Origin of the sequence: Listeria cossartiae subsp. cayugensis (assembly GCF_014229095.1) — a bacterium.
GTDB classification, from domain to species: Bacteria; Bacillota; Bacilli; order Lactobacillales; family Listeriaceae; genus Listeria; species Listeria cayugensis.
Window position 1 is genome coordinate 905,538 of sequence record NZ_JAARZC010000001.1, and the last position, 19,505, is coordinate 925,042.

The following is a 19,505-nucleotide window of genomic DNA, read 5'->3' on the forward strand; positions in this document are numbered from 1 at the left end:
TGCTAAAATGAAAGAAGCTTAGAATGTTTGTTCTAGGCTTCTTTTTAAATGTGTAACTGGAGTTGATAAAATGTCTTCTGAACATATCCAAAATAAACTAGCACTTCTGCCGGACCAACCCGGTTGTTATTTGATGAAAGATAGACAAGGAACCATCATTTATGTTGGGAAAGCAAAAATTTTAAAAAATCGTGTTCGTTCTTATTTTTCAGGAACACATGATAGTAAAACACAACGCTTAGTCCAAGAAATTGTGGATTTTGAATATATCGTCACATCATCCAACGTAGAAGCTTTACTACTAGAAATCAATTTAATTAAAAAGCACGATCCACGTTTTAATATTCGCTTAAAGGACGATAAAACCTACCCATTTATTAAAATCACGAACGAACGACATCCGCGCCTAATTATTACCCGCCAAGTAAAGAAAGATAAAGGGAAATATTTCGGCCCGTATCCAAATGTCTACGCTGCCAATGAAGTAAAACGGATTTTAGATCGCCTATACCCGTTACGAAAATGTAGCACGTTACCGAATAAAGTATGTTTATATTATCACCTCGGACAATGCCTTGCCCCGTGCGTATTTGACGTGGAAGCAAGTAAGTATAAAGAAATGCAAGATGAGATAGTCGCATTCCTAAACGGTGGCTATAAAACCGTCAAAAATGATTTAATGAAAAAAATGCAAGATGCTGCAGAAAACATGGAATTCGAAAAAGCCGGAGAATTCCGCGACCAAATTAACGCCATCGAAACAACGATGGAAAAACAAAAAATGACGATGAACGATTTTGTTGACCGCGATGTCTTTGGTTACGCCATTGATAAAGGCTGGATGTGCGTCCAAGTATTTTTCATTCGCCAAGGCAAACTGATTGAGCGCGACGTTTCCCAGTTTCCATTTTATAATGATGCTGACGAAGATTTCCTTACTTTCATTGGTCAATTTTACCAAAAAGCCAACCATATTCCACCACAAGAAATATATTTACCGAATGATGTTGATAGTGAGGCGGTTCAAGCAGTCGTTCCCGACACGAAAATCATCGTTCCACAACGCGGAAATAAAAAAGATCTCGTAAAACTAGCTTATAAAAATGCCAAAATTGCTCTAAACGAAAAATTCATGCTGCTTGAACGCAATGAAGAGCGCACAGTCGGCGCAGTAGAACGACTTGGAGAAGCAATGGGAATCCCAACACCATCACGCGTGGAAGCCTTCGATAACTCCAATATTCACGGTACAGACCCAGTTTCCGCGATGGTCACATTCCTCGACGGCAAACCAAGTAAAAACGATTACCGCAAATACAAAATTAAAACCGTAGAAGGCCCAGACGACTACGCAACAATGCGCGAAGTCATTCGCCGTCGCTACTGGCGCGTCCTCAAAGAAGGCTTACCAATGCCAGATTTAATCTTAATTGACGGAGGAAAAGGCCAAATCGACAGCGCCAAAGACGTCTTAACAAACGAACTAGGCCTAGACATTCCAGTAGCCGGTCTCGCCAAAGATGACAAACACCGCACCAGTCAATTGTTATTCGGCGACCCACTAGAAATTATCCCTTTGGAAAGAAACAGCCAAGAATTCTATTTACTACAACGAATGCAAGATGAAGTCCACCGTTTCGCGATCACATTCCACCGCCAACTACGCAGCAAAACCGGCTTCCAGTCCATACTTGACGGCATCCCAGGCGTGGGCCCAGGTCGCAAGAAAAAATTGCTTAAACATTTTGGCTCGATGAAAAAATTAAAAGAAGCATCTATAGAAGAAATTAAAGAAGCTGGCGTCCCACTGAATGTAGCAGAAGAAGTGCATAAACATATTACCGCATTTAATGAAAAAGCGAAGAATACGGAGCAGAAATGATTTATAAAATTGCTTTATCTGTTATGAAAATTTTGATATAATTGGAGACAGAAATATAATATTTAGTATTAAAACCAATTATTAAGGAGATAATAAACATTTCCGCAATAATAAACGCCAATGACTTTTTAGTTATTGGTGTTTTTGTTGTATTGGCAGAAAGAATGTTAATAAATTAAATAAAAACAAATTAAATTTTTGTTAAATTATCAATTTTGCATAATGAATGATAAAAAAGATATTTAAATATTTCTTATAATCATATTGAAATAATTTATTAAGTAAGAGGTGAATAAAATGGATTCAAACAACGAGAAATTGAAACAACAACTACAAACCCTCCAAAAACAACAAGCTGATGCTGAGTTATCCTTAGACATGCTCAAACGTGAACAAAATGAGCGAATTTGGGTAGAAGAAGATTTTGAGCGGATTTGTTACGAGGAACGCGAGTCTTTGGAGTTGATGCGAGAAGTCTGGCAAGGCGACCAAGCTCGTAATTTCGGTTACTATTTAGAAGACCTCCAAGCAGACGAGAAAAATAAATGGCGCCAAACCTTTCAAGCTGAGGAGGAAAAACGCCAAGAAAAAATAAATACATACCAAAAAAACATCTACCAATTGGAAAGTAAACAACAAGATGTACAAAAGGAGTTGTTCCAGTGAGCCGAATCGACATCGGAGAAATACGAGACTTCGCATTTCAATTACGCGCAGCCAACCAAACAGGAAGAAAAGTTGTCCAAGGCATCAAAACCACCGTGACAAACTACATAGAAGATGGTAGTTTAAAAGGGAAGGCCGTGGAATCGTCCAAAAATTATTATCACATGACGTACATTCCACTCTGCGACACGATAAACGAGGCAATGAATGAGAGTGAGGAAAGGTTGAAGCGGTACATCCAAGACTTTCACGACCAAGTAGACCCTTCTCCTAATGCTAAAATTGATGCAGATGGTTTATATGAACTCGGTCAAATGATTGACCGCATTGAAAGCAAGAAAGAAGCACTGTACCAACGAATGAACAGCAGTACAGAAGGCCAAATGCAAACCTATCGTTCTCAGTTAGCAACCGCATATAAGCAGGAAAATATTTTAGAGAAATATCTGGCTTTTGAACAAAGTCATGGGGCTTTTTTCGACCATTTGACGGATTTAGTGCAACGTATCCAACAGACTGTTCGAGAGTTACAATCAAATATCCAGTTTGATAGTCAAACGGGCAGCTATGATTTGAGTAAATTAAATTTTGCCACTGTGAACCGAATGCGAAAAACGTTAGGAAAAGCGAGTGCCACTGATACGACAATCTATGATTTTGCAAGTTATAGCAAAGTGAAACAAGGCGGTATGTGGATTCTTTCTAAAGATGGTAAAGTGGATATTAAGGCAACAGAGGCTTATAATACAGCTAGCTTTAACGGTGAGTTACCCAAGGAAAGTAACCAAGCCACGGAAGAAGGCGAGTTGTTAAAAGCTACACTAGAATCATTGAAGCAAAATAAAGATCCGATAACTGGTCAAGAAATAAGTAAAGCTCAGAGTTTTGGGATTTTAACCTCATTGGTTTTTGGTTACACGACGAAAGGGTATCGAGGGAAGAAATTAACAATACAGAGAAGTACCTTATCAAATTTGAATAGGATTAGAAAATCCAAGTCAATTATAACGTCAGAAATTGAAGAAAAAATTCTCTGGGGACAAAGGAAAAATCTAAATAAAAATGAAATAATTGGAGGGCATTCATCAAATATTAATAATAGACATTCAAATTATGCAGTCGAGATTGTTAAAATTAATCCTGATGGAACAAAGGAAGTCAGATTTACTACTCAATTTTCAGATGGAAATCTTGCTAAAATTAAAAAAAGTACCATTTTTCCAGAGGATTGGAGCGATAATCAAATTTTAGACCGAGTAAAAGATATTGGAGATTCTTCCCCAATAAGAGTTAGGGAAAGAGATGGAGCTTCACTTCATAGGGCAATTATTGAAGGTGTAGAAATAGATGTGATTAAGTTAGGAGATAATATTATCAGTGGTTACCCAACAGGTCAGGTAAATGCACCATTTCCTGGAGGTTTCACTAAATAAAGGAGGAAAAACATTGTATAAAAAAGTAGATGAAGTTTTATCTGAAAATAGTTCAGATAATTACTTCTTTGATGACGAATTTATGTATGTACGAGAATTGTTAAATAAATTCACGGATAAAGATTGGAAACACTTAACACAGGATTTAAAGGGTAAAGATGACAAGTATAAAATTAGATTGGCTTATTGTATTGATGAGGACGCAAAGATGAATGGGTTTAATTTATTACTAGATTTAATCAATGAAAATGATGAAGTAGTGGAATATGCGTTAGATTCATTGCGTTCATTTGATAAAGAGCCATATAAAAGCTTGATTTATTCAGATAAAGTGGTTATCAAAAAAGCAGAAAATTTACTAAAAAATGCTAGTTTGCCAGTAAAGAAAATGTTAGAGGTGTTTTTACAACAAAGGAAATAACAAAGATATTTTTAATTAAATAAAGAATATTCTATAACTCAGCCTTTAGAATAATGTGAAATATAAATTTTGAAGAAGACTTATATATTAATAAACTTCCCTTCAACACATAAATGCGCTAAAATAAAACCATTGATAAAAAAAGAACTAAAAGGCAGGGGGAACGAGATTGGGACTAGTCGTATTAAAATTTGGCGGAACTTCTGTGAGTACCGTGGATAAAATCGGAAAAACAGCAGATCAAGCCATTTATGAAAAAAAACAAGGGAATAAAGTCATCGTCGTCGTTTCCGCAATGGGGAAATCAACCGACAAATTAGTCGCAATGGCGGAAGAAATTAGCGAAGCACCAGATAAACGCGAAATGGATATGCTACTTTCTACTGGCGAACAAATCACGATTGCGCTACTTGCGATGACATTAAAAGAAAAAGGGCACGATGCAATTTCTTATACAGGATGGCAAGCGGGAATTGAAACAGAAGCTGTACATAGCAATGCGAGAATTGCCGATATTGATAGTGCGCGTATTGAAGCGGCACTTGATGCGGGACAAATCGTGGTTGTTGCTGGTTTCCAAGGTTTAACTACAGATGGCGAGATTACTACACTCGGTCGGGGTGGTTCAGACACAACCGCAGTCGCCATCGCATCCGCTCTTAAAGCAGACAAGTGCGCGATTTGCACGGACGTTGTTGGCGTGTTTACAACAGATCCACGATATGTCAAAAAAGCCCAAAAGCTTGAACAACTTACCTATGATGAAATGTTAGAATTAGCCAATCTTGGCGCCGGAGTTTTACATCCGCGCTCCGTTGAATATGCCAAAAATTTCCGGATTCCGCTTGAAGTACGAGCGAGTCATGAACAAGAAGCAGGAACAATGATTGAGGAGGATTTAACAATGGAAAATACCAAAGTAGTCCGTGGAATCGCTTTTGAAGACCAAATCACCCGTGTAACTATCCACTGGAAACAAAAAGAAGCGATGCGAGTGTCCAAAGTCTTTACTAAATTAGCGGAAAATAATATTGATGTAGATATTATCATCCAAGGAATTACTGGTCTAGGCCACGGCAATCTATCCTTCACTATCAAAACAAGCGCACTTTTAGCAACACTGGCTGTTCTAGAAGAAAGCAAAGAGCTACTTCAAATCGAAAAATTAGAATCCGAACAAGAATTAGCGAAAGTGTCCATTGTTGGCTCTGGAATGGTAAGTAATCCAGGGGTAGCCGCGCAAATGTTTGAAGCATTAACAGAAAATAATATTCCAATTAAAATGATTAGCACATCCGAAATTAAAGTTTCCACCGTTGTACCTGCACGTAAAATGGTCGAAGCTGCACAAGTTTTACATGATCAATTTGAATTAGATAAATAAAAAATAAGCTTGCAGTCACAAAGTAAATTCTTCCTTTGTCGCCGCAAGCTTATCCTTTTAGTAGCGTTCTTCGTTATCAATCGTTTCTTTACGATCCCATTTAACAATTATCGTTACTTGTTTTTTACGTTTGTCAATTTCGTCGTAACTTTCTGTGTACAGTTTTTTCTGTGATTGCAATTGTTCGGCAATAAAACCAGCTTCTAGTCTAAAAGTAGGTTCTTCTTGCGCGTTAAAACGAGCGGTAACCATTTCGCCTTCTAAAAGTAAGCGTAGTTCATCTTTCTTTTCCTTTAAAATACTGAATCCACCCCAAGATGCTTCTTCAAAGAATTCGGCAATCTCTTCTAGGGAACCAAGTGGAAATTTGCGTGCTAAATCTTTTCCTGCCCAGTACATAATGTGAGGCGCTTCATCTCCAAGTATTTCAGGAATTAAATAATCTCGTAGTAAATCTAAACCAAAGCTTGGAACGAGTGCTTTTTCCTCGTATTGATTCTGTTCTTTTTCTGTCATTTCGGATACCCCACTTTCATACACCATTATAACCAAAATCACCCTAAAATGGAAAGCACAATAAATAAATTTCCATAAAAAACCTTTTTTCTCAAAAAAGACTTGCGAAAAAACCGAAAAAATAAGAAAATGGAAGGTATAGATAAAAAAATGGAAATTAATAAAGAAATTGAGGCGAGACTGTGAAACAAGCTATTGGCTTTATTGATTCGGGAGTAGGCGGTTTGACAGTAGTGCGAGAAGTGCTAAAACAGCTACCCCATGAACAAGTATATTATTTAGGTGACACCGCACGTTGCCCTTATGGACCACGCGACAAAGAAGAAGTAGCTAGGTTTACGTGGGAAATGACTAATTTTCTAGTAGATCGTGGCATCAAAATGCTCGTTATTGCATGTAATACAGCAACAGCAGCAGCTTTGTATGACATTCGCGAAAAACTGGATATCCCTGTTATAGGCGTTATTCAACCAGGTTCAAGAGCAGCCCTAAAAGCAACAAGAAACAATAAAATTGGCGTACTAGGAACACTTGGTACCGTCGAAAGTATGGCATACCCAACAGCACTAAAAGGACTAAATCGCCGAGTAGAAGTAGATTCACTCGCATGTCCAAAATTTGTTTCTGTCGTAGAATCAGGCGAATACAAAAGCGCGATTGCCAAAAAAGTAGTAGCCGAATCACTTTTACCACTGAAAAGTACTAATATTGATACGGTGATTTTGGGTTGTACACATTATCCACTTTTAAAACCAATTATCGAGAACTTCATGGGAGACGGTGTTGCCGTTATTAACTCCGGAGAAGAAACTGCAAGTGAAGTCAGCGCCTTACTGGATTATCATAATTTATTAGATGCTACAGATGAAGAAATCGAGCACCGTTTTTTCACTACGGGTTCGACACAAATTTTTAAAGATATTGCAAAAGACTGGTTAAATATGCCAGATATGACTGTAGAACATATTAAATTAGGAAAATAAGAGGTGCCCATAATGAGATTTGATGGAAGAGAAAGTAACGCATTAAGAAATATCGAAGTAACACCAGATTATTTAATGCATCCAGAAGGTTCTGTTTTAATTGCATCAGGAAACACAAAAGTTATTTGTTCAGCAAGCGTGGAAACAAAAGTACCACCATTTATGCGAGGAGAAGGCCGCGGCTGGATTTCTGCTGAATATTCGATGCTACCACGCGCGACAAACACACGTAACATCCGTGAATCCTCTAAAGGTAAAGTAACTGGCAGAACAATGGAAATTCAACGTTTAATCGGACGTGCGCTACGTGCAGTTGTTGATTTAGACGCACTTGGCGAAAGAACAATTTGGCTTGATTGTGACGTTATCCAAGCAGATGGCGGCACACGTACAGCGTCAATCACTGGCGCATTTATCGCAATGGTTATGGCGATTTCCAAGCTAGATGAAGAAACACCATTCACTAAATTTCCGGTTAAAGATTTTCTAGCAGCAACAAGTGTGGGCGTTTTAGAAGAAGGCGGCACCGTACTTGACCTGAACTACGTAGAAGATAGCGCAGCACAAGTAGATATGAATATTATCATGACTGGCCGCGGCGCTTTCGTGGAACTTCAAGGGACAGGCGAGGAAGCTACTTTTTCCGAAGCCGAACTTGCCGAACTGATTGCACTAGGTAAAAAAGGAATTAGCGAACTAATCGAAATCCAAAAAGAAACACTCGGAGAAAAAGTCACAGCGCGGATTAAAGGAGAATAAAAAATGAGTAAAATTATTATTGCCACCGCCAACAAAGGAAAAGCAAAAGAATTCGAAAAAATCTTCGCTAAATTCAATATCGAAGTTGCGACTCTAGCAGATTTTCCAGAAATTGGCGAAATCGAAGAAACTGGCACAACATTCGCTGAAAATGCTGCTCTTAAAGCCGAAACGGTCGCTAGCTTGTTAAACCAAACAGTTATTGCTGATGACTCTGGTTTGATCGTAGACGCGCTTGACGGAGCTCCTGGTGTCTATTCCGCACGCTATTCAGGTGTTGCCCATGATGATGCTAAAAATAACGAAAAACTACTTAAAAATTTAGAAGGCGTTGAACCAGCCAAAAGAACCGCTCGTTTCCACTGTACCCTTGCTGTAGCCACACCTTCTGAGAAAACATCTTTTTACACAGGTGAAGTAGAAGGCATTATCGCAGAACAACTTTGCGGAACAAATGGCTTCGGTTATGATCCACTATTTTTCTTACCAGATTTTGGTCTTACGATGGCAGAAATTCCAGCAGAGAAAAAGAACGAAATCAGCCACCGTGCAAATGCTATTAAACAACTAGAAAAAGATTTAACAGAAGTAGTAGAAAAAGTAACCAAAAAGTGAGAAAATAAGTAACAGTATCACGGGGGAGGAAACAAAATGAAATTATTAGTAGTTAGCGACAGCCACTCAGAACGTGACTGTTTAATACATCTTAAAGAAAAATACGAAAATACAGTCGATGCGATGATTCATTGTGGGGATTCTGAATTAGAAGCTGACGATCCTGCGATTCAGGGATTTCATACTGTTCGAGGTAACTGTGATTTTGGTGGCGGCTTTCCAAATGATTGGGTAGGAGAAGTAGACGGCTACCGCATTTTAACCACACACGGCCATCTTTATAACATCAAGATGACACTCATGAATTTACGATATCGTGCACGTGAACTAAACGCAGATTTCGCCTTCTTCGGTCATTCCCATGAACTAGGCGCAGAGATGCTGGACGACACCATCATTTTAAATCCAGGAAGCATCTCCTTACCAAGAGGCCGCATCCGCATTAAAACTTATGCGCTCATCGATTCCACACCAGAAGGCATCCAAGTACGCTTCATGGATCGGGACGACAACGAACTAACAGACCTAACCCAAACATTCCCGTTAATCAAGCACAACTAGGTCAAAAGGCACCCGAAAAAGAAAAAATGCAATAACTTAAAGAAAACCATTGACAAACAAGCGATTTAAACATAAAATGGTATTTGGCTGTTGAAAAGACAGTGCCATTTGTCCTGATAGCTCAGCTGGATAGAGCAACGGCCTTCTAAGCCGTCGGTCGGGGGTTCGAATCCCTCTCAGGACGTTAAAATAAGTAAATCAAATAAATCTCTGAAACGTTGGAAACCCTTGATATTAAAGGGTGGATGAATGTTTTGGAGATTTTTTTGTTTGATGATTTTCCCTTATTTTTGGGAAGGGAATTAGAGATTCTATCTTCATTCAAGTTTCAAGTTTTTACTAACATATGTATAATTTCATAGTTGTACTAAAATTAGCATGACATACATGTGCAGAAACATATTATAATACGCCGATATTTATTGTGATAGTAATCGAATATAACAAAAATTAGGCTACAAATCACCGATAGAATATCGGCAATCCATACCCTAATCAATTGCTTTTTTATTACTGTCTCGTTTTAAGGGTTCAGTTCCCATATAGATATTAACTTTTTTCATTTAGCTTTCTATTCATCAGACAATATGTCTTCAGGAGATATGTGGTACTTATTTTGCTTTGTTACATCAGCCCCGTGTTCCAATAAAACAGCTATGGATTTAGCTTCTTTAGGTAACTCCATTGCCGCACGCCATAATGCTGTATTCCCATTATTGTCTTCTGCATCAACAATCGCCCCCTTTGAAATCAAGTACTCAACTATTTCAGTATAGTCATGTATTGCAGCTAGATGCAATGCAGTCATTCCGTTTTTATCCTGTAAATTCAAATTACTACCTTTTTCAATTAAATATTCAATAATACTCATTTTTCTTTCTACGACTGCTGACATTAACAAAGAACGATTGTCCCTGTCCACACTATCTATGCCATATTTAGTTAGAAAATCGTCAATCTTAGAAAAATTATTGCTTAGTAACACTGGATATAACTCATTTTCATTAAACATATGTTGCACCTCTTTGGATTATTTTTTTCTCTGTTGTTGGTTCCCTTGTATGAGTTTTCATAATCAATTTATACATATCAAATCTCTCGAATATTACTCATTATCTTATACTATACCAATTATTTTGCAATTTTAGTAGGCTTTCTATTTTTTCAATAAATGTATAGATGTCTTGATTCTTTTTTCCATTAACATAGCAAAATGAAACTCATAAAAAAAGCATACTTAATAGTATGCTTTTTTTATTTTTATGACCCAAAAGAAAATTCTAATTGTAGTAGTTATGCAAGCTATAAAAAATTTGCATTCGTTCTTTGACAACTAAATAAGAGCACGCTCCAATACGATTCAATTTTTAATGAGCAAGAAAAAACACAACCACTTCTGCTACGGGTGAAATTAACAGAAGTAAATTGACTAAAAACAAAAGGGAGAAACAGACAAATGAACAGTCAAAAAAGGAAGGAAAAGAAAGTAAAAATAATCGCAACGGCGCTAGTAGTTATGATACTAGCAAATCTATTTCAACCGTTCAATGGGATAGCGGCTGCACTTCGACTCGATGAAACAGGTTATTTTTACACAGGAATTAGCTTTACAAATGGGCAGAAATTAGAAAACAAAGATATTTGGAACATGAAGATGGATGGTAAAGAGGTCTTTTGTATCGATTCTGCCGCGCCCGCAAATACAGAGGATGGCTATAGTGCGGAAACATATATGGGTAGTAAAAAAGACTTGTTATCTAAAGTTGCTTACTATGGTTTTACTCAATCAGAACAAAGTTATAAAGATTTTGCGACCACCCAATTACTTATTTGGGAAGTGCTTGGTGAACAATTAGAGTGGACATCATTGCCTAACTATTGGACGGATAGAGATACAATTTTAGCGCAGGTAAGGAAGCACGACACACAGCCATCGTGGGACGCGCAGACAATTACATTGATTGAAGGCCAAGAGTTTGTGCAGGGCGATACGAGTAATGTAACAGACGTGCTCAATATCACAAATAATGCGACGGGAATCCAGGTTACGAAAACCGGGAACACACTCAAATTAAAAGCAGATAAGAATTCTAAGTCAGGAGAAATTATGTTTTCTAAAGTGCCAGATTCTGCTTTAGGAACATCGATTGTTTATAACAAAGCAGATCGCCAAAGTCTGGTAGATTTCCATTTACAAGATACTGGAAAAGCAAAACTAAAAGTAAACGTGAAAAAACTTGGCGGCGTGCGAGTAAAAAAAATAGATCCAAAAACAAATCAACCGTTACCAAATACCACCATTAAATTTGAATACGGCGGCACATCCAAAACAGTCGTAACAAATGCAACGGGTATTGCTGAACTTGTTGGAATTCCAGAGGGAACGCAGGTAAAAGTTACCGAAATAGCGGCTCCAGCAGGCTACCATAATAGTGGAGAAGTTAAAACAACAACTATTAAACCAAGTGAAACAATAGAACTTATTTTTAATAATAATAAGCAAATGGGAACTGTTAAATTAACGAAAACCGGTCAAGAATTTGGCGCGAACATGCCAAACGACAACTACACTTTAAAAGATGCTGTATACGGGATTTATAACAGCAGTGATGCACGAGTAGGAGAATTAACTACAGATGAAAACGGCTACGCAGAATCTGGTTCGCTCTCGTTAGGACAATATTATCTACTAGAAGAAAAAGCCCCTTCTGGCTATCTTCTAAGTGATGAAAAGTTATCTTTTGAAATTAAATATGCAGGACAAAATGTTGCAATCACAAACACACAAGTACAAGCGGTAGATGTGGAGCAAAAAGGTTCTGCTAAATTAATTAAAGAAGATGCTGAAACAGGCGAAATAGCCCAAGGAAATGCCGTTTTAGATGGAGCTGTTTATGAATTATATCGTTCCTCAGATGATATGTTAATGGATACAGTCACTATTGAAGAGGGGCAAGCGCAAACAGATAATTTATTATTAGACAGCTATTATTGGCTAGAAAAGGAAGCGCCGACTGGTTACTTGTTGGATAGTGAGAAGTATCCTTTTGATTTGACCTATAACCAAGAAGCAGAAGTGGCTGATGTTACGGTTACAGTCCAAGAGCAAGTCATCAAAGAAAAAATCAAAGTAATTAAATGCGACGAGCAAACAAAAGAACCTATCAAGAATAATGCTGCTACTTTTAAATTAAAAGATTTACAGACAGGTGAATTTATAGAACAAGATGGCAAATCAGAATTTATGACCGACCAGTCTGGAGAATTTGAGACAGCAGATTTACCATACGGCGAGTATGAATTGACGGAGGTTATTGCTCCAAAAAATTATCAACTGACAAATGAACCAACTAAAATAACTATTGACGGAACGCATGATGGCATCGTTGAAGTAAAAATCATGAATACCGAAATACCTAAACCGCTACCGAAGAAATCAATACGTGATAAAATAGATCCCGAAATAAAAATGGCAGAAACTAGACTATTACCAATGCTTGGAGATAATGGCGGTATTGCTTTAGTATTTATTGGACTAGGACTTGTAGTAACTGGACTAGCAATATATTGGAGTAAAAGAAATAACGACAAACGTAAAAAATAAAATGAGTAGCATGGAAAACAAACGATATGTTTAATAAGAAAAGAAGCCTGAGTTATTAGGCTTCTTTCTTTTTTGGCAAAAATTATATGGTATATGTACTCATTTCCAATAGTTGCCGCTAAATAGTTTCAGTGTGATTACAAAAATAAATTTATTTTTAGCAATAAAACAAAAAAATATTTTATAATTTTCATAGAGAGGAGTTTATCAAAAAAGCATAGATTGTAATCGGGGAAGCTAAAATGCAGAATTGTACTTTTTTTAAATATTTTTTCAAGATTAGTGTCCCAAAAATAGAATTTAGTTGTAATAGTGATGTAGGGGAAGGATACCCTTACAATTTTTACACGGGGCGATAGAAACAGGAGGTGAGTAGATGCATCTACAAGCACATAAAAAACATAAACAGCATGCCTTTGATAGCTATTGTAAAAAAATATTGAGGAATGAGACGAGAAATATCTACAAAGAGATTGAACGGTTAAAAAAATATGAAGTATCAATGGAGAGTTTGTCAGAAAAAGAATTAGGTAAACAAGTTATTTATGAAAGTAATATGACTAGGGAATTTTTGTTCTTCGTCGAAAATGTAGGAATGGTAATAGTAACGGGAGAAATAATCGCAGAAGCTATTAAATTATTACCAAAAGAAAAGCAAGCGATCATATTACTTTCCTATATTCTCGGTATGTCTGACAGGAGAATCGCGGAAGAGTTGAACCTAGTCAGACGTACTGTATCACGCAGGAGGAACAGTACACTAGCGGAATTAAAAAAGATAATGGAGGAAGACTAGAAATGAATGAAACAACGCAGAGAAAAAATAGACTAGTACCTTACGAAACAATAGTTGCTGCATCAGAGGGAGATATAGAAGCAGTTGGAGCAGTTTTAGATCACTATGCGGGTTATATTACAACGTTATCTACAAGAGTATTATTTGATGAATATGGAAATCCACACGTTTGCGTAGATGAAGACTTACGGCGTAGAATCGAAGCGAAATTAGTTTCAAAATTGCTGCTGTTTAATGCTTCGTGATACCATTCTATTATATATTAATAATGAGGACAAGAATATTTTAGAGAAAATAAAAGAACTACTAGCGGGAACGAGATATAAATGCTAGTAGTTTTTTACGTGGATTTTGATAGTAGAAAAAGCAACGTCCAGTTAATTTTAAAATTCTTCCAGAGGAGTGAATCAGCCCAGAGTTAGCTTAACTTGATTGGTGAGAGTTAGCAGATATAAAATATATTTAGGTATTAAAAACCTTTACAAAGAATAAATGCCATTTGTATACTAACGATACAATACCAAGTTTGTGAAAATATTATTAGGTTTACCAAAGGATGAACGTAAATGCAAAGAAAAATAGCAGAAACTAATCAGTTAGTTCAAAACGGTCGCCTATGGTTTGACTTTGATATTTCATCATTTAATGGTCATGAACTCGAAATTATTGGCGGGATTGACCTTAGTTATTTTTATGAAATAGAAATTAAATTTAGCAATGTTTGTTTTTTGTCAGGATATACTTCCTTACATATAGACACTTCAGAAGATTTTCTTTTTGTGCACGAAGATAGTTACGAAAGTTCGCGGATGAATCTTCCTAAATTCAGAGATGATTCATTTCTATTTGAATTTAAAACAGATGATTTAGACGGCTTACCTTTTTTAGTTATGGCCGAGAACATCGAATATAAATATGAGCGAGTAAATCTATAAAATTTATTGGAGGAAACCTTAAACGTTTGAAAGTTGTATTTTTGATGACACAAAGTTTTCTAGAACAAATATATCCGGCAGTACATTTGTGAACACGAGACCTTCAGATGCTCAAATCGCCAAGTGTTCTTCTTATGATGACTATTTTTGCTTGATAGGTGATAATATTGAAAGTGGTTTGTTGAACTTATTTAACAATCATAATTTTATTAGTTTGAATTAGTAACAATTATATCCTAAGAAGAATTGTTATTTTATAGTAACTGATTTAATTGTAAACCATTGTAAGAAAAGCACCACGATAAGTCTAAATAAAAGGAGCAAGTTTTATGGAAAAATACGTATCAATAGTAAAAATCGAAGATAATCTATCAGTTTGCCTTAACATTAGCACGGAGAAGTTGATTGCAATTGGCGAGAAAATGAATGAAATGAACGAAGATGCTTATATGCATGGTTATAATTGGGAAGCATTTTTGAACTATTATTTAGCTAAGCATGCACCAGATGTTTTAGAAGGAATGGGCTCTGATCCGGAAGCGGGGATGTATGTGGCATATTACACGCTATCGCCTGAAACAGAAGCTCGAGCAGAAAAACTTGTCCAAATAATTACGAATCTCATTGAAAACGAAGAACAACTTTATCAAATAGTTAAAAATGAAGGCAATCAGATTGATTGGGATAATTAATCGGAAACGTTAATATGCAATATGGAGAACGCTATAACCGTTTCAATTACAATGGTTATAGCGTTTTTTATGTGGAATAATGTCGTATAGGATTTTCAGTTGTCTGTGAGATAGTGATTTCCCAAAAAACCAATAAGTCTAAAAATATAACCAATTCCGAAATAAATGTGAATAATGTGTGAACGAGAATGCCTGGAAAGGGAAAAACTTCCCATACTGTGTTCAAATGGGGGACTTTGTGTTGCTATAATTAATACTTATTAAGGCAAAATGATACTATACATCAAATAGTGAATACAGCTCATTCTTTAAGATAATCACTATTACAATAAAATACCCCAACAACTAAGGAGAATAATCATGAAAAGAAAGATAAGTTCTATCATTGTAGTCGGAATATTGCTCTTTCAATCATTGAGCGCCTATCCATTTATCACTGAAGCCCAAGAAAATGAACAGAATATAGAAACAAATACACCTTCAAAAGAAGTGAAGGGATTAACAAATGCCCTAAAACAAGCCAAAACGACCCTTGAAACAGGAGACACCTATGCAAGTGTATTTCCTGACAGTGCTTTAGCTAAAGTTATTGCCAAAGCTGCAACGGGATCAGAGGACACAACGCAATTAGTAACACAAGAAGACTTGAATAAAATTACATCTCTCAGTGCAAATAGCAAAGGAATTAGCGAATTGACAGGAATAGATTTGCTGGGAAATGTCACAAGTATAAGCTTAAATAGTAATCAAATAACAGATATTTCTCCAATAAATCAATTACCTAATTTAGTAAGTCTGGCGTTAAAGAATAATCAAATTAACAACATTACCTTAAATGCACAAAGCCAGTTACCGAAAATAACGAGTATTGATCTTGAAACGAATCCCAATCTGGAAGTTATGGATATCCAAGACCAACCCAAATTAGTAGACGTAAAGACTTCTTCAAATACAGGATTACGTCAGTTAACAACGGTGATTGCTAAAAATAATCCAGAATTAGTCAATTTAGGTTACTACACTATGCGAAATGTCTACTTTAGCCAAGTCGCAAGTTTAACGAAGGTCGAATTAGTCAATCTCCCGAAAGTAACGAAAGTAATCCTTGACCGGAATAGTATTAGCGAGTTGAACGTTACTGATTTATTCATTGAAAATCTCCCAGTACAAGGAAATGAACTAACAGGAAATATTTTTGATAACCTTCAAAATCTGCCTAATTTAAAAACATTAGACCTGTCCCTGAATCAACTAACAGAAGTGAAGCTAGACAAAATAGATGTAGAAAATCTTCCTAATTTAATTTCACTAAATATGGAACAAAATTTAAACTTAACCTCCATAAATATCCAAGACCAGCCCCAATTGGTAGATGTCAAGACTTCTGATAAAACGGGATTATCCAAGTTAGCAACGGTGATTGCTAAAAATAATCCAGAATTAGTCAATTTAGGTTACTACACTATGCGAAATGTCTACTTTAGTCAAGTCGCAAGTTTAACGAAGGTCGAATTAGTCAATCTCCCGAAAGTAACGAAAGTAAGCCTTGACCGGAATAGTATTAGCGAGTTGAACATTACTGATTTAGCCATTGAAAACCTTCCGCTACAAGGAAATGAACTAACAGGAAACGTTTTTGATAACCTTCAAAATCTGCCTAATTTAAAAACATTAGACCTGTCCCTGAATCAACTAACAGAAGTGAAGCTAGACAATACAGATGTAGAAAATCTTCCTAATTTAATTTCACTAAATATGGAACAAAATTTAAACTTAACCTCCATAAATATCCAAGACCAGCCCCAATTGGTAGATGTCAAGACTTCTGATAAAACGGGATTATCCAAGTTAATAACGGTAATTGCCAAAAATAATCCAGAACTAGTTAATCTTGGATATTTTAGTATACAAAGTGTTTATTTTGAGGGCGTGGCTAGTCTAACGAACGTTGAATTAGTCAACCTTCCCAAAGTAAGAGTAGTGCGATTAGATCGTAATAGTATCAATCAAATCGAGCTAAATAATTTAGAGGCTGTAACAGAAGTGAATCTAAACTATAATAAAATAACAAGCGATAGCATAGCGGAATTTGAAAATATGCCGATACTAGCGACGCTGAATTTAAACAATAATCAAATTACCGATATAAATGTGCTTAATGACTTCTCAGAAATAACTACTTTAAACATCGAATCGAATTCTATCGGTGTTTTACCAAGTAATCTAAAAACAAAAATGCCAAAATTAACGACACTGAGTGCAATAAATCAAGTGATTACGCTAAACAAAGTAATTACTTTAGATGAAGAAGATTTAATTATTAACAATGAAATTAGTAATTTTGATAAACTAAGCCAACCAATCCCGATATCAAATTCAGGAACATATGCAAATGAAAAACTAACTTGGTCCTATGAAAGAATCAAAAGTTTAACAGAGGTTAATTTCCAATTTTCTGAGCGAGTTAATGCAACTGGCATAGACGGAAACTTTTCAGGAAAAGTCACGCAACCATTTAAAAGATCTACCGTTCCAGTAATTAATGCAGATACAGAAATTCATTACCCGCTAGGAACAGAAAAAACAGAAGCTGCTTTTTTAAGTGAGATTCATGCACAAACAAGTGATGATTTAGCTATTACAAGTGATTTTGAAACAATGGTAAACTTAAAGAGAGTGGGGATATACACTGTAACGTTAAATGCCGAGAATATAGACGGAATTAAGGCTATTCCAAAAGAAGTGACCGTGTACATTGATTCTGTACAAGGTGCTAATATAACGGTGAAACACGAAGACAAATCCGGGAATAAACTGGCAGAAGATAGCGTATTAAGTGGAAATGTCGGAGAAGCATATAACTCAAGCGCAAAAGAAATTTTTGGTTACACATTAACGGAAATGCCTACAAATGCACAAGGAGAATTTAGCTTAGAAGAACAAACAGTGACTTATATCTACGCAAAAAATCCTACTCCAGCCAAAGATATTACAGTACAATACACGGATGAAGAGGGAATCGAAATTGCAACTAGTGATACATTGTCAGGTAATATGGATGAAGATTACGTTACAACAGCGAAGACCATTATAGGCTATACTTTAATGGAAACGCCGAGTAATGCGACGGGCAAGTTTACCGAAAACGATCAAATAGTAAGATATACGTATCGTGCGATTCAAGCAGATCCAATTTTAGCTAAAGATGTCACGGTGAACTACCAAGACGAACTTGGAGCTGAAATTAGTGAATCAGAAGTATTAACTGGTGAAATTGGTGAGACTTACACAACAGCAGCTAAAACAATAGAAGGCTATACCTTAATGGAGACACCTACTAACGCTGATGGCATTTTTACTGAAACACCTCAAACTGTAACGTATGTATATCGAGTAGAGAACAATCCGGTAGCAGCAAACATAACTGTGAAACACCTTGACGAAAGTAGTAACGAGCTAGCCCCAACGGAAGTACTAAGCGGAAAAATTGGGGAAGCTTATACAACAAAAGCAAAACAACTAGAAGGCTATTCACTAGTAAAAGAGCCAAGTAATGCTAGCGGGAATTTCACAACAGAAGCTCAAACGGTTATCTATATGTATAAAAAGGATGCTATTCAGGCATCCAAGATTATTGTGAAATATGAAGATATAACAGGGAAAGAACTTGCCACAAGTAGTGTGTTAACTGGCAATATTCATGATTCCTACACAACTACACCTAAGGAAATTAAAGGCTATACCCTCGTGCTAAAACCAGCCAACGCAAGTGGTAAATTTATGGTAGAGGCTCAAACAATTAAATATATTTATCGTGCGAATAAAGACGAGGTAAAGCTAAATGTAGAAATAATTGGGGATAATTCAAATGGAGACATTCAACCACCGAATAACCACCAACCACCGAATAGCAACCAACAAACCCTACCTCGAACAGGAAATCAGCCGCTAGATATGATTTTTGGACTGGGTATTGTACTAGTATTTCTAAGTATCCTATGGCTGCGCCGAAATAAAAGCGAAAAAGATAAATCAAATAACTGCAGATAATCTTTCTTACAAAAAACTCTCCTTAGTACATGGAGAGTTTTTTGTTTGTGATTGATATCATAATTGGGATAAGAGTGCAACTATAAAAAAGTTCAAAAATATACTTTTGCCTATAATTATGTGAACTTTATGTGAACAAAAGCAGTGGAGTTCAAAAAAAACCTAATACTATGTTTAAATGTTAGGCTTACTGTTGCTATAATTATTA

General features: G+C 36.3%; 17 protein-coding genes and 1 tRNA gene. 16 read left to right on the forward strand and 2 right to left on the reverse strand.

Going from position 1 to position 19,505, the window contains the following annotated elements; all coding sequences use genetic code 11:
- Positions 1–70 precede the first annotated feature (70 nt).
- From uvrC to HCB49_RS04665, 5 genes are all read left to right on the forward strand, one after another.
- Positions 71–1,882: an excinuclease ABC subunit UvrC gene (uvrC, locus tag HCB49_RS04645; RefSeq protein ID WP_185480045.1), complete on the forward strand. Its 1,812-nt coding sequence runs from the start codon at positions 71–73 to the stop codon at positions 1,880–1,882.
- A gap of 297 nt (positions 1,883–2,179) precedes the next feature.
- Positions 2,180–2,548, forward strand: a complete 369-nt coding sequence (locus HCB49_RS04650; RefSeq protein ID WP_185604241.1) for a DNA double-strand break repair Rad50 ATPase — start codon at positions 2,180–2,182, stop codon at positions 2,546–2,548.
- Positions 2,545–3,981, forward strand: coding sequence for a T7SS effector LXG polymorphic toxin (locus HCB49_RS04655; RefSeq protein ID WP_185604242.1), 1,437 nt, complete (start codon positions 2,545–2,547; stop codon positions 3,979–3,981). Before HCB49_RS04650 ends, HCB49_RS04655 begins: the two co-directional genes overlap by 4 nt.
- A gap of 13 nt (positions 3,982–3,994) precedes the next feature.
- Positions 3,995–4,402, forward strand: coding sequence for a hypothetical protein (locus tag HCB49_RS04660; RefSeq protein WP_185604243.1), 408 nt, complete (start codon positions 3,995–3,997; stop codon positions 4,400–4,402).
- 169 nt (positions 4,403–4,571) lie between these two features.
- A complete protein-coding gene (locus tag HCB49_RS04665) occupies positions 4,572–5,786 on the forward strand; it encodes an aspartate kinase (RefSeq protein WP_185480042.1) in 1,215 nt (404 codons plus the stop codon).
- Between the two features lie 57 nt (positions 5,787–5,843).
- Here the strand turns inward: HCB49_RS04665 and HCB49_RS04670 are convergent, their stop codons facing one another.
- On the reverse strand, positions 5,844–6,338 hold the full coding sequence (locus HCB49_RS04670) for a YslB family protein (RefSeq protein WP_185391200.1): 495 nt from the start codon (positions 6,336–6,338) through the stop codon (positions 5,844–5,846).
- Positions 6,339–6,484: 146 nt separating this feature from the next.
- Here HCB49_RS04670 and racE point away from each other — a divergent pair, with 146 nt between their 5' ends.
- The 5 genes from racE (at position 6,485) to HCB49_RS04695 (ending at position 9,404) form a co-directional block, all read left to right on the forward strand.
- A complete protein-coding gene (racE, locus tag HCB49_RS04675) occupies positions 6,485–7,285 on the forward strand; it encodes a glutamate racemase (RefSeq protein WP_008947595.1) in 801 nt (266 codons plus the stop codon).
- Between the two features lie 12 nt (positions 7,286–7,297).
- Complete coding sequence (gene rph / locus HCB49_RS04680; RefSeq protein ID WP_185604244.1) at positions 7,298–8,044, forward strand: ribonuclease PH; 747 nt, start codon at positions 7,298–7,300, stop codon at positions 8,042–8,044.
- 3 nt (positions 8,045–8,047) lie between these two features.
- Positions 8,048–8,659, forward strand: a complete 612-nt coding sequence (locus HCB49_RS04685) for an XTP/dITP diphosphatase (protein WP_185604245.1) — start codon at positions 8,048–8,050, stop codon at positions 8,657–8,659.
- A 36-nt stretch (positions 8,660–8,695) separates the two neighbouring features.
- A complete protein-coding gene (locus HCB49_RS04690; RefSeq protein WP_008947599.1) occupies positions 8,696–9,220 on the forward strand; it encodes a metallophosphoesterase in 525 nt (174 codons plus the stop codon).
- Between the two features lie 110 nt (positions 9,221–9,330).
- Positions 9,331–9,404: transfer RNA gene (locus tag HCB49_RS04695), tRNA-Arg, on the forward strand.
- 387 nt (positions 9,405–9,791) lie between these two features.
- Here the strand turns inward: HCB49_RS04695 and HCB49_RS04700 are convergent.
- Positions 9,792–10,232 carry an ankyrin repeat domain-containing protein gene (locus HCB49_RS04700; RefSeq protein ID WP_185604246.1) on the reverse strand — a complete coding sequence of 147 codons (441 nt, stop codon included), beginning with the start codon at positions 10,230–10,232 and terminating at the stop codon, positions 9,792–9,794.
- Positions 10,233–10,676: 444 nt separating this feature from the next.
- Here HCB49_RS04700 and HCB49_RS04705 point away from each other — a divergent pair, with 444 nt between their 5' ends.
- From HCB49_RS04705 to HCB49_RS04730, 6 genes are all read left to right on the forward strand, one after another.
- Positions 10,677–12,824, forward strand: coding sequence for an MSCRAMM family protein (locus HCB49_RS04705; protein ID WP_185604247.1), 2,148 nt, complete (start codon positions 10,677–10,679; stop codon positions 12,822–12,824).
- A 376-nt stretch (positions 12,825–13,200) separates the two neighbouring features.
- The gene (locus HCB49_RS04710) at positions 13,201–13,620 is read left to right on the forward strand and encodes an RNA polymerase sigma factor (protein WP_185502653.1); all 420 of its coding nucleotides are present in this window, start codon (positions 13,201–13,203) and stop codon (positions 13,618–13,620) included.
- A 2-nt stretch (positions 13,621–13,622) separates the two neighbouring features.
- Entirely contained in the window at positions 13,623–13,865 is a 243-nt protein-coding gene (locus HCB49_RS04715; RefSeq protein ID WP_008947603.1) for a helix-turn-helix domain-containing protein, read from the forward strand.
- 321 nt (positions 13,866–14,186) lie between these two features.
- Positions 14,187–14,555, forward strand: a complete 369-nt coding sequence (locus HCB49_RS04720) for a hypothetical protein (RefSeq protein ID WP_185604248.1) — start codon at positions 14,187–14,189, stop codon at positions 14,553–14,555.
- Positions 14,556–14,884: 329 nt separating this feature from the next.
- Positions 14,885–15,247, forward strand: a complete 363-nt coding sequence (locus tag HCB49_RS04725) for an Imm51 family immunity protein (protein WP_185403134.1) — start codon at positions 14,885–14,887, stop codon at positions 15,245–15,247.
- 360 nt (positions 15,248–15,607) lie between these two features.
- On the forward strand, positions 15,608–19,297 hold the full coding sequence (locus tag HCB49_RS04730) for a MucBP domain-containing protein (RefSeq protein WP_185604249.1): 3,690 nt from the start codon (positions 15,608–15,610) through the stop codon (positions 19,295–19,297).
- The last annotated feature ends 208 nt before the right edge of the window (positions 19,298–19,505 follow it).

Coding starts and splice junctions, on each gene's coding strand:
- HCB49_RS04700 (WP_185604246.1), bottom strand. CDS start 10,232: ATGTTTAATGAAAATGAGTTATATCCAGTGTTACTAAGCAATAATTTT.
- HCB49_RS04715 (WP_008947603.1), top strand. CDS start 13,623: ATGAATGAAACAACGCAGAGAAAAAATAGACTAGTACCTTACGAAACA.
- HCB49_RS04725 (WP_185403134.1), top strand. CDS start 14,885: ATGGAAAAATACGTATCAATAGTAAAAATCGAAGATAATCTATCAGTT.
- HCB49_RS04685 (WP_185604245.1), top strand. CDS start 8,048: ATGAGTAAAATTATTATTGCCACCGCCAACAAAGGAAAAGCAAAAGAA.
- HCB49_RS04650 (WP_185604241.1), top strand. CDS start 2,180: ATGGATTCAAACAACGAGAAATTGAAACAACAACTACAAACCCTCCAA.
- HCB49_RS04690 (WP_008947599.1), top strand. CDS start 8,696: ATGAAATTATTAGTAGTTAGCGACAGCCACTCAGAACGTGACTGTTTA.
- HCB49_RS04710 (WP_185502653.1), top strand. CDS start 13,201: ATGCATCTACAAGCACATAAAAAACATAAACAGCATGCCTTTGATAGC.
- HCB49_RS04730 (WP_185604249.1), top strand. CDS start 15,608: ATGAAAAGAAAGATAAGTTCTATCATTGTAGTCGGAATATTGCTCTTT.
- HCB49_RS04720 (WP_185604248.1), top strand. CDS start 14,187: ATGCAAAGAAAAATAGCAGAAACTAATCAGTTAGTTCAAAACGGTCGC.
- HCB49_RS04705 (WP_185604247.1), top strand. CDS start 10,677: ATGAACAGTCAAAAAAGGAAGGAAAAGAAAGTAAAAATAATCGCAACG.
- rph (WP_185604244.1), top strand. CDS start 7,298: ATGAGATTTGATGGAAGAGAAAGTAACGCATTAAGAAATATCGAAGTA.
- uvrC (WP_185480045.1), top strand. CDS start 71: ATGTCTTCTGAACATATCCAAAATAAACTAGCACTTCTGCCGGACCAA.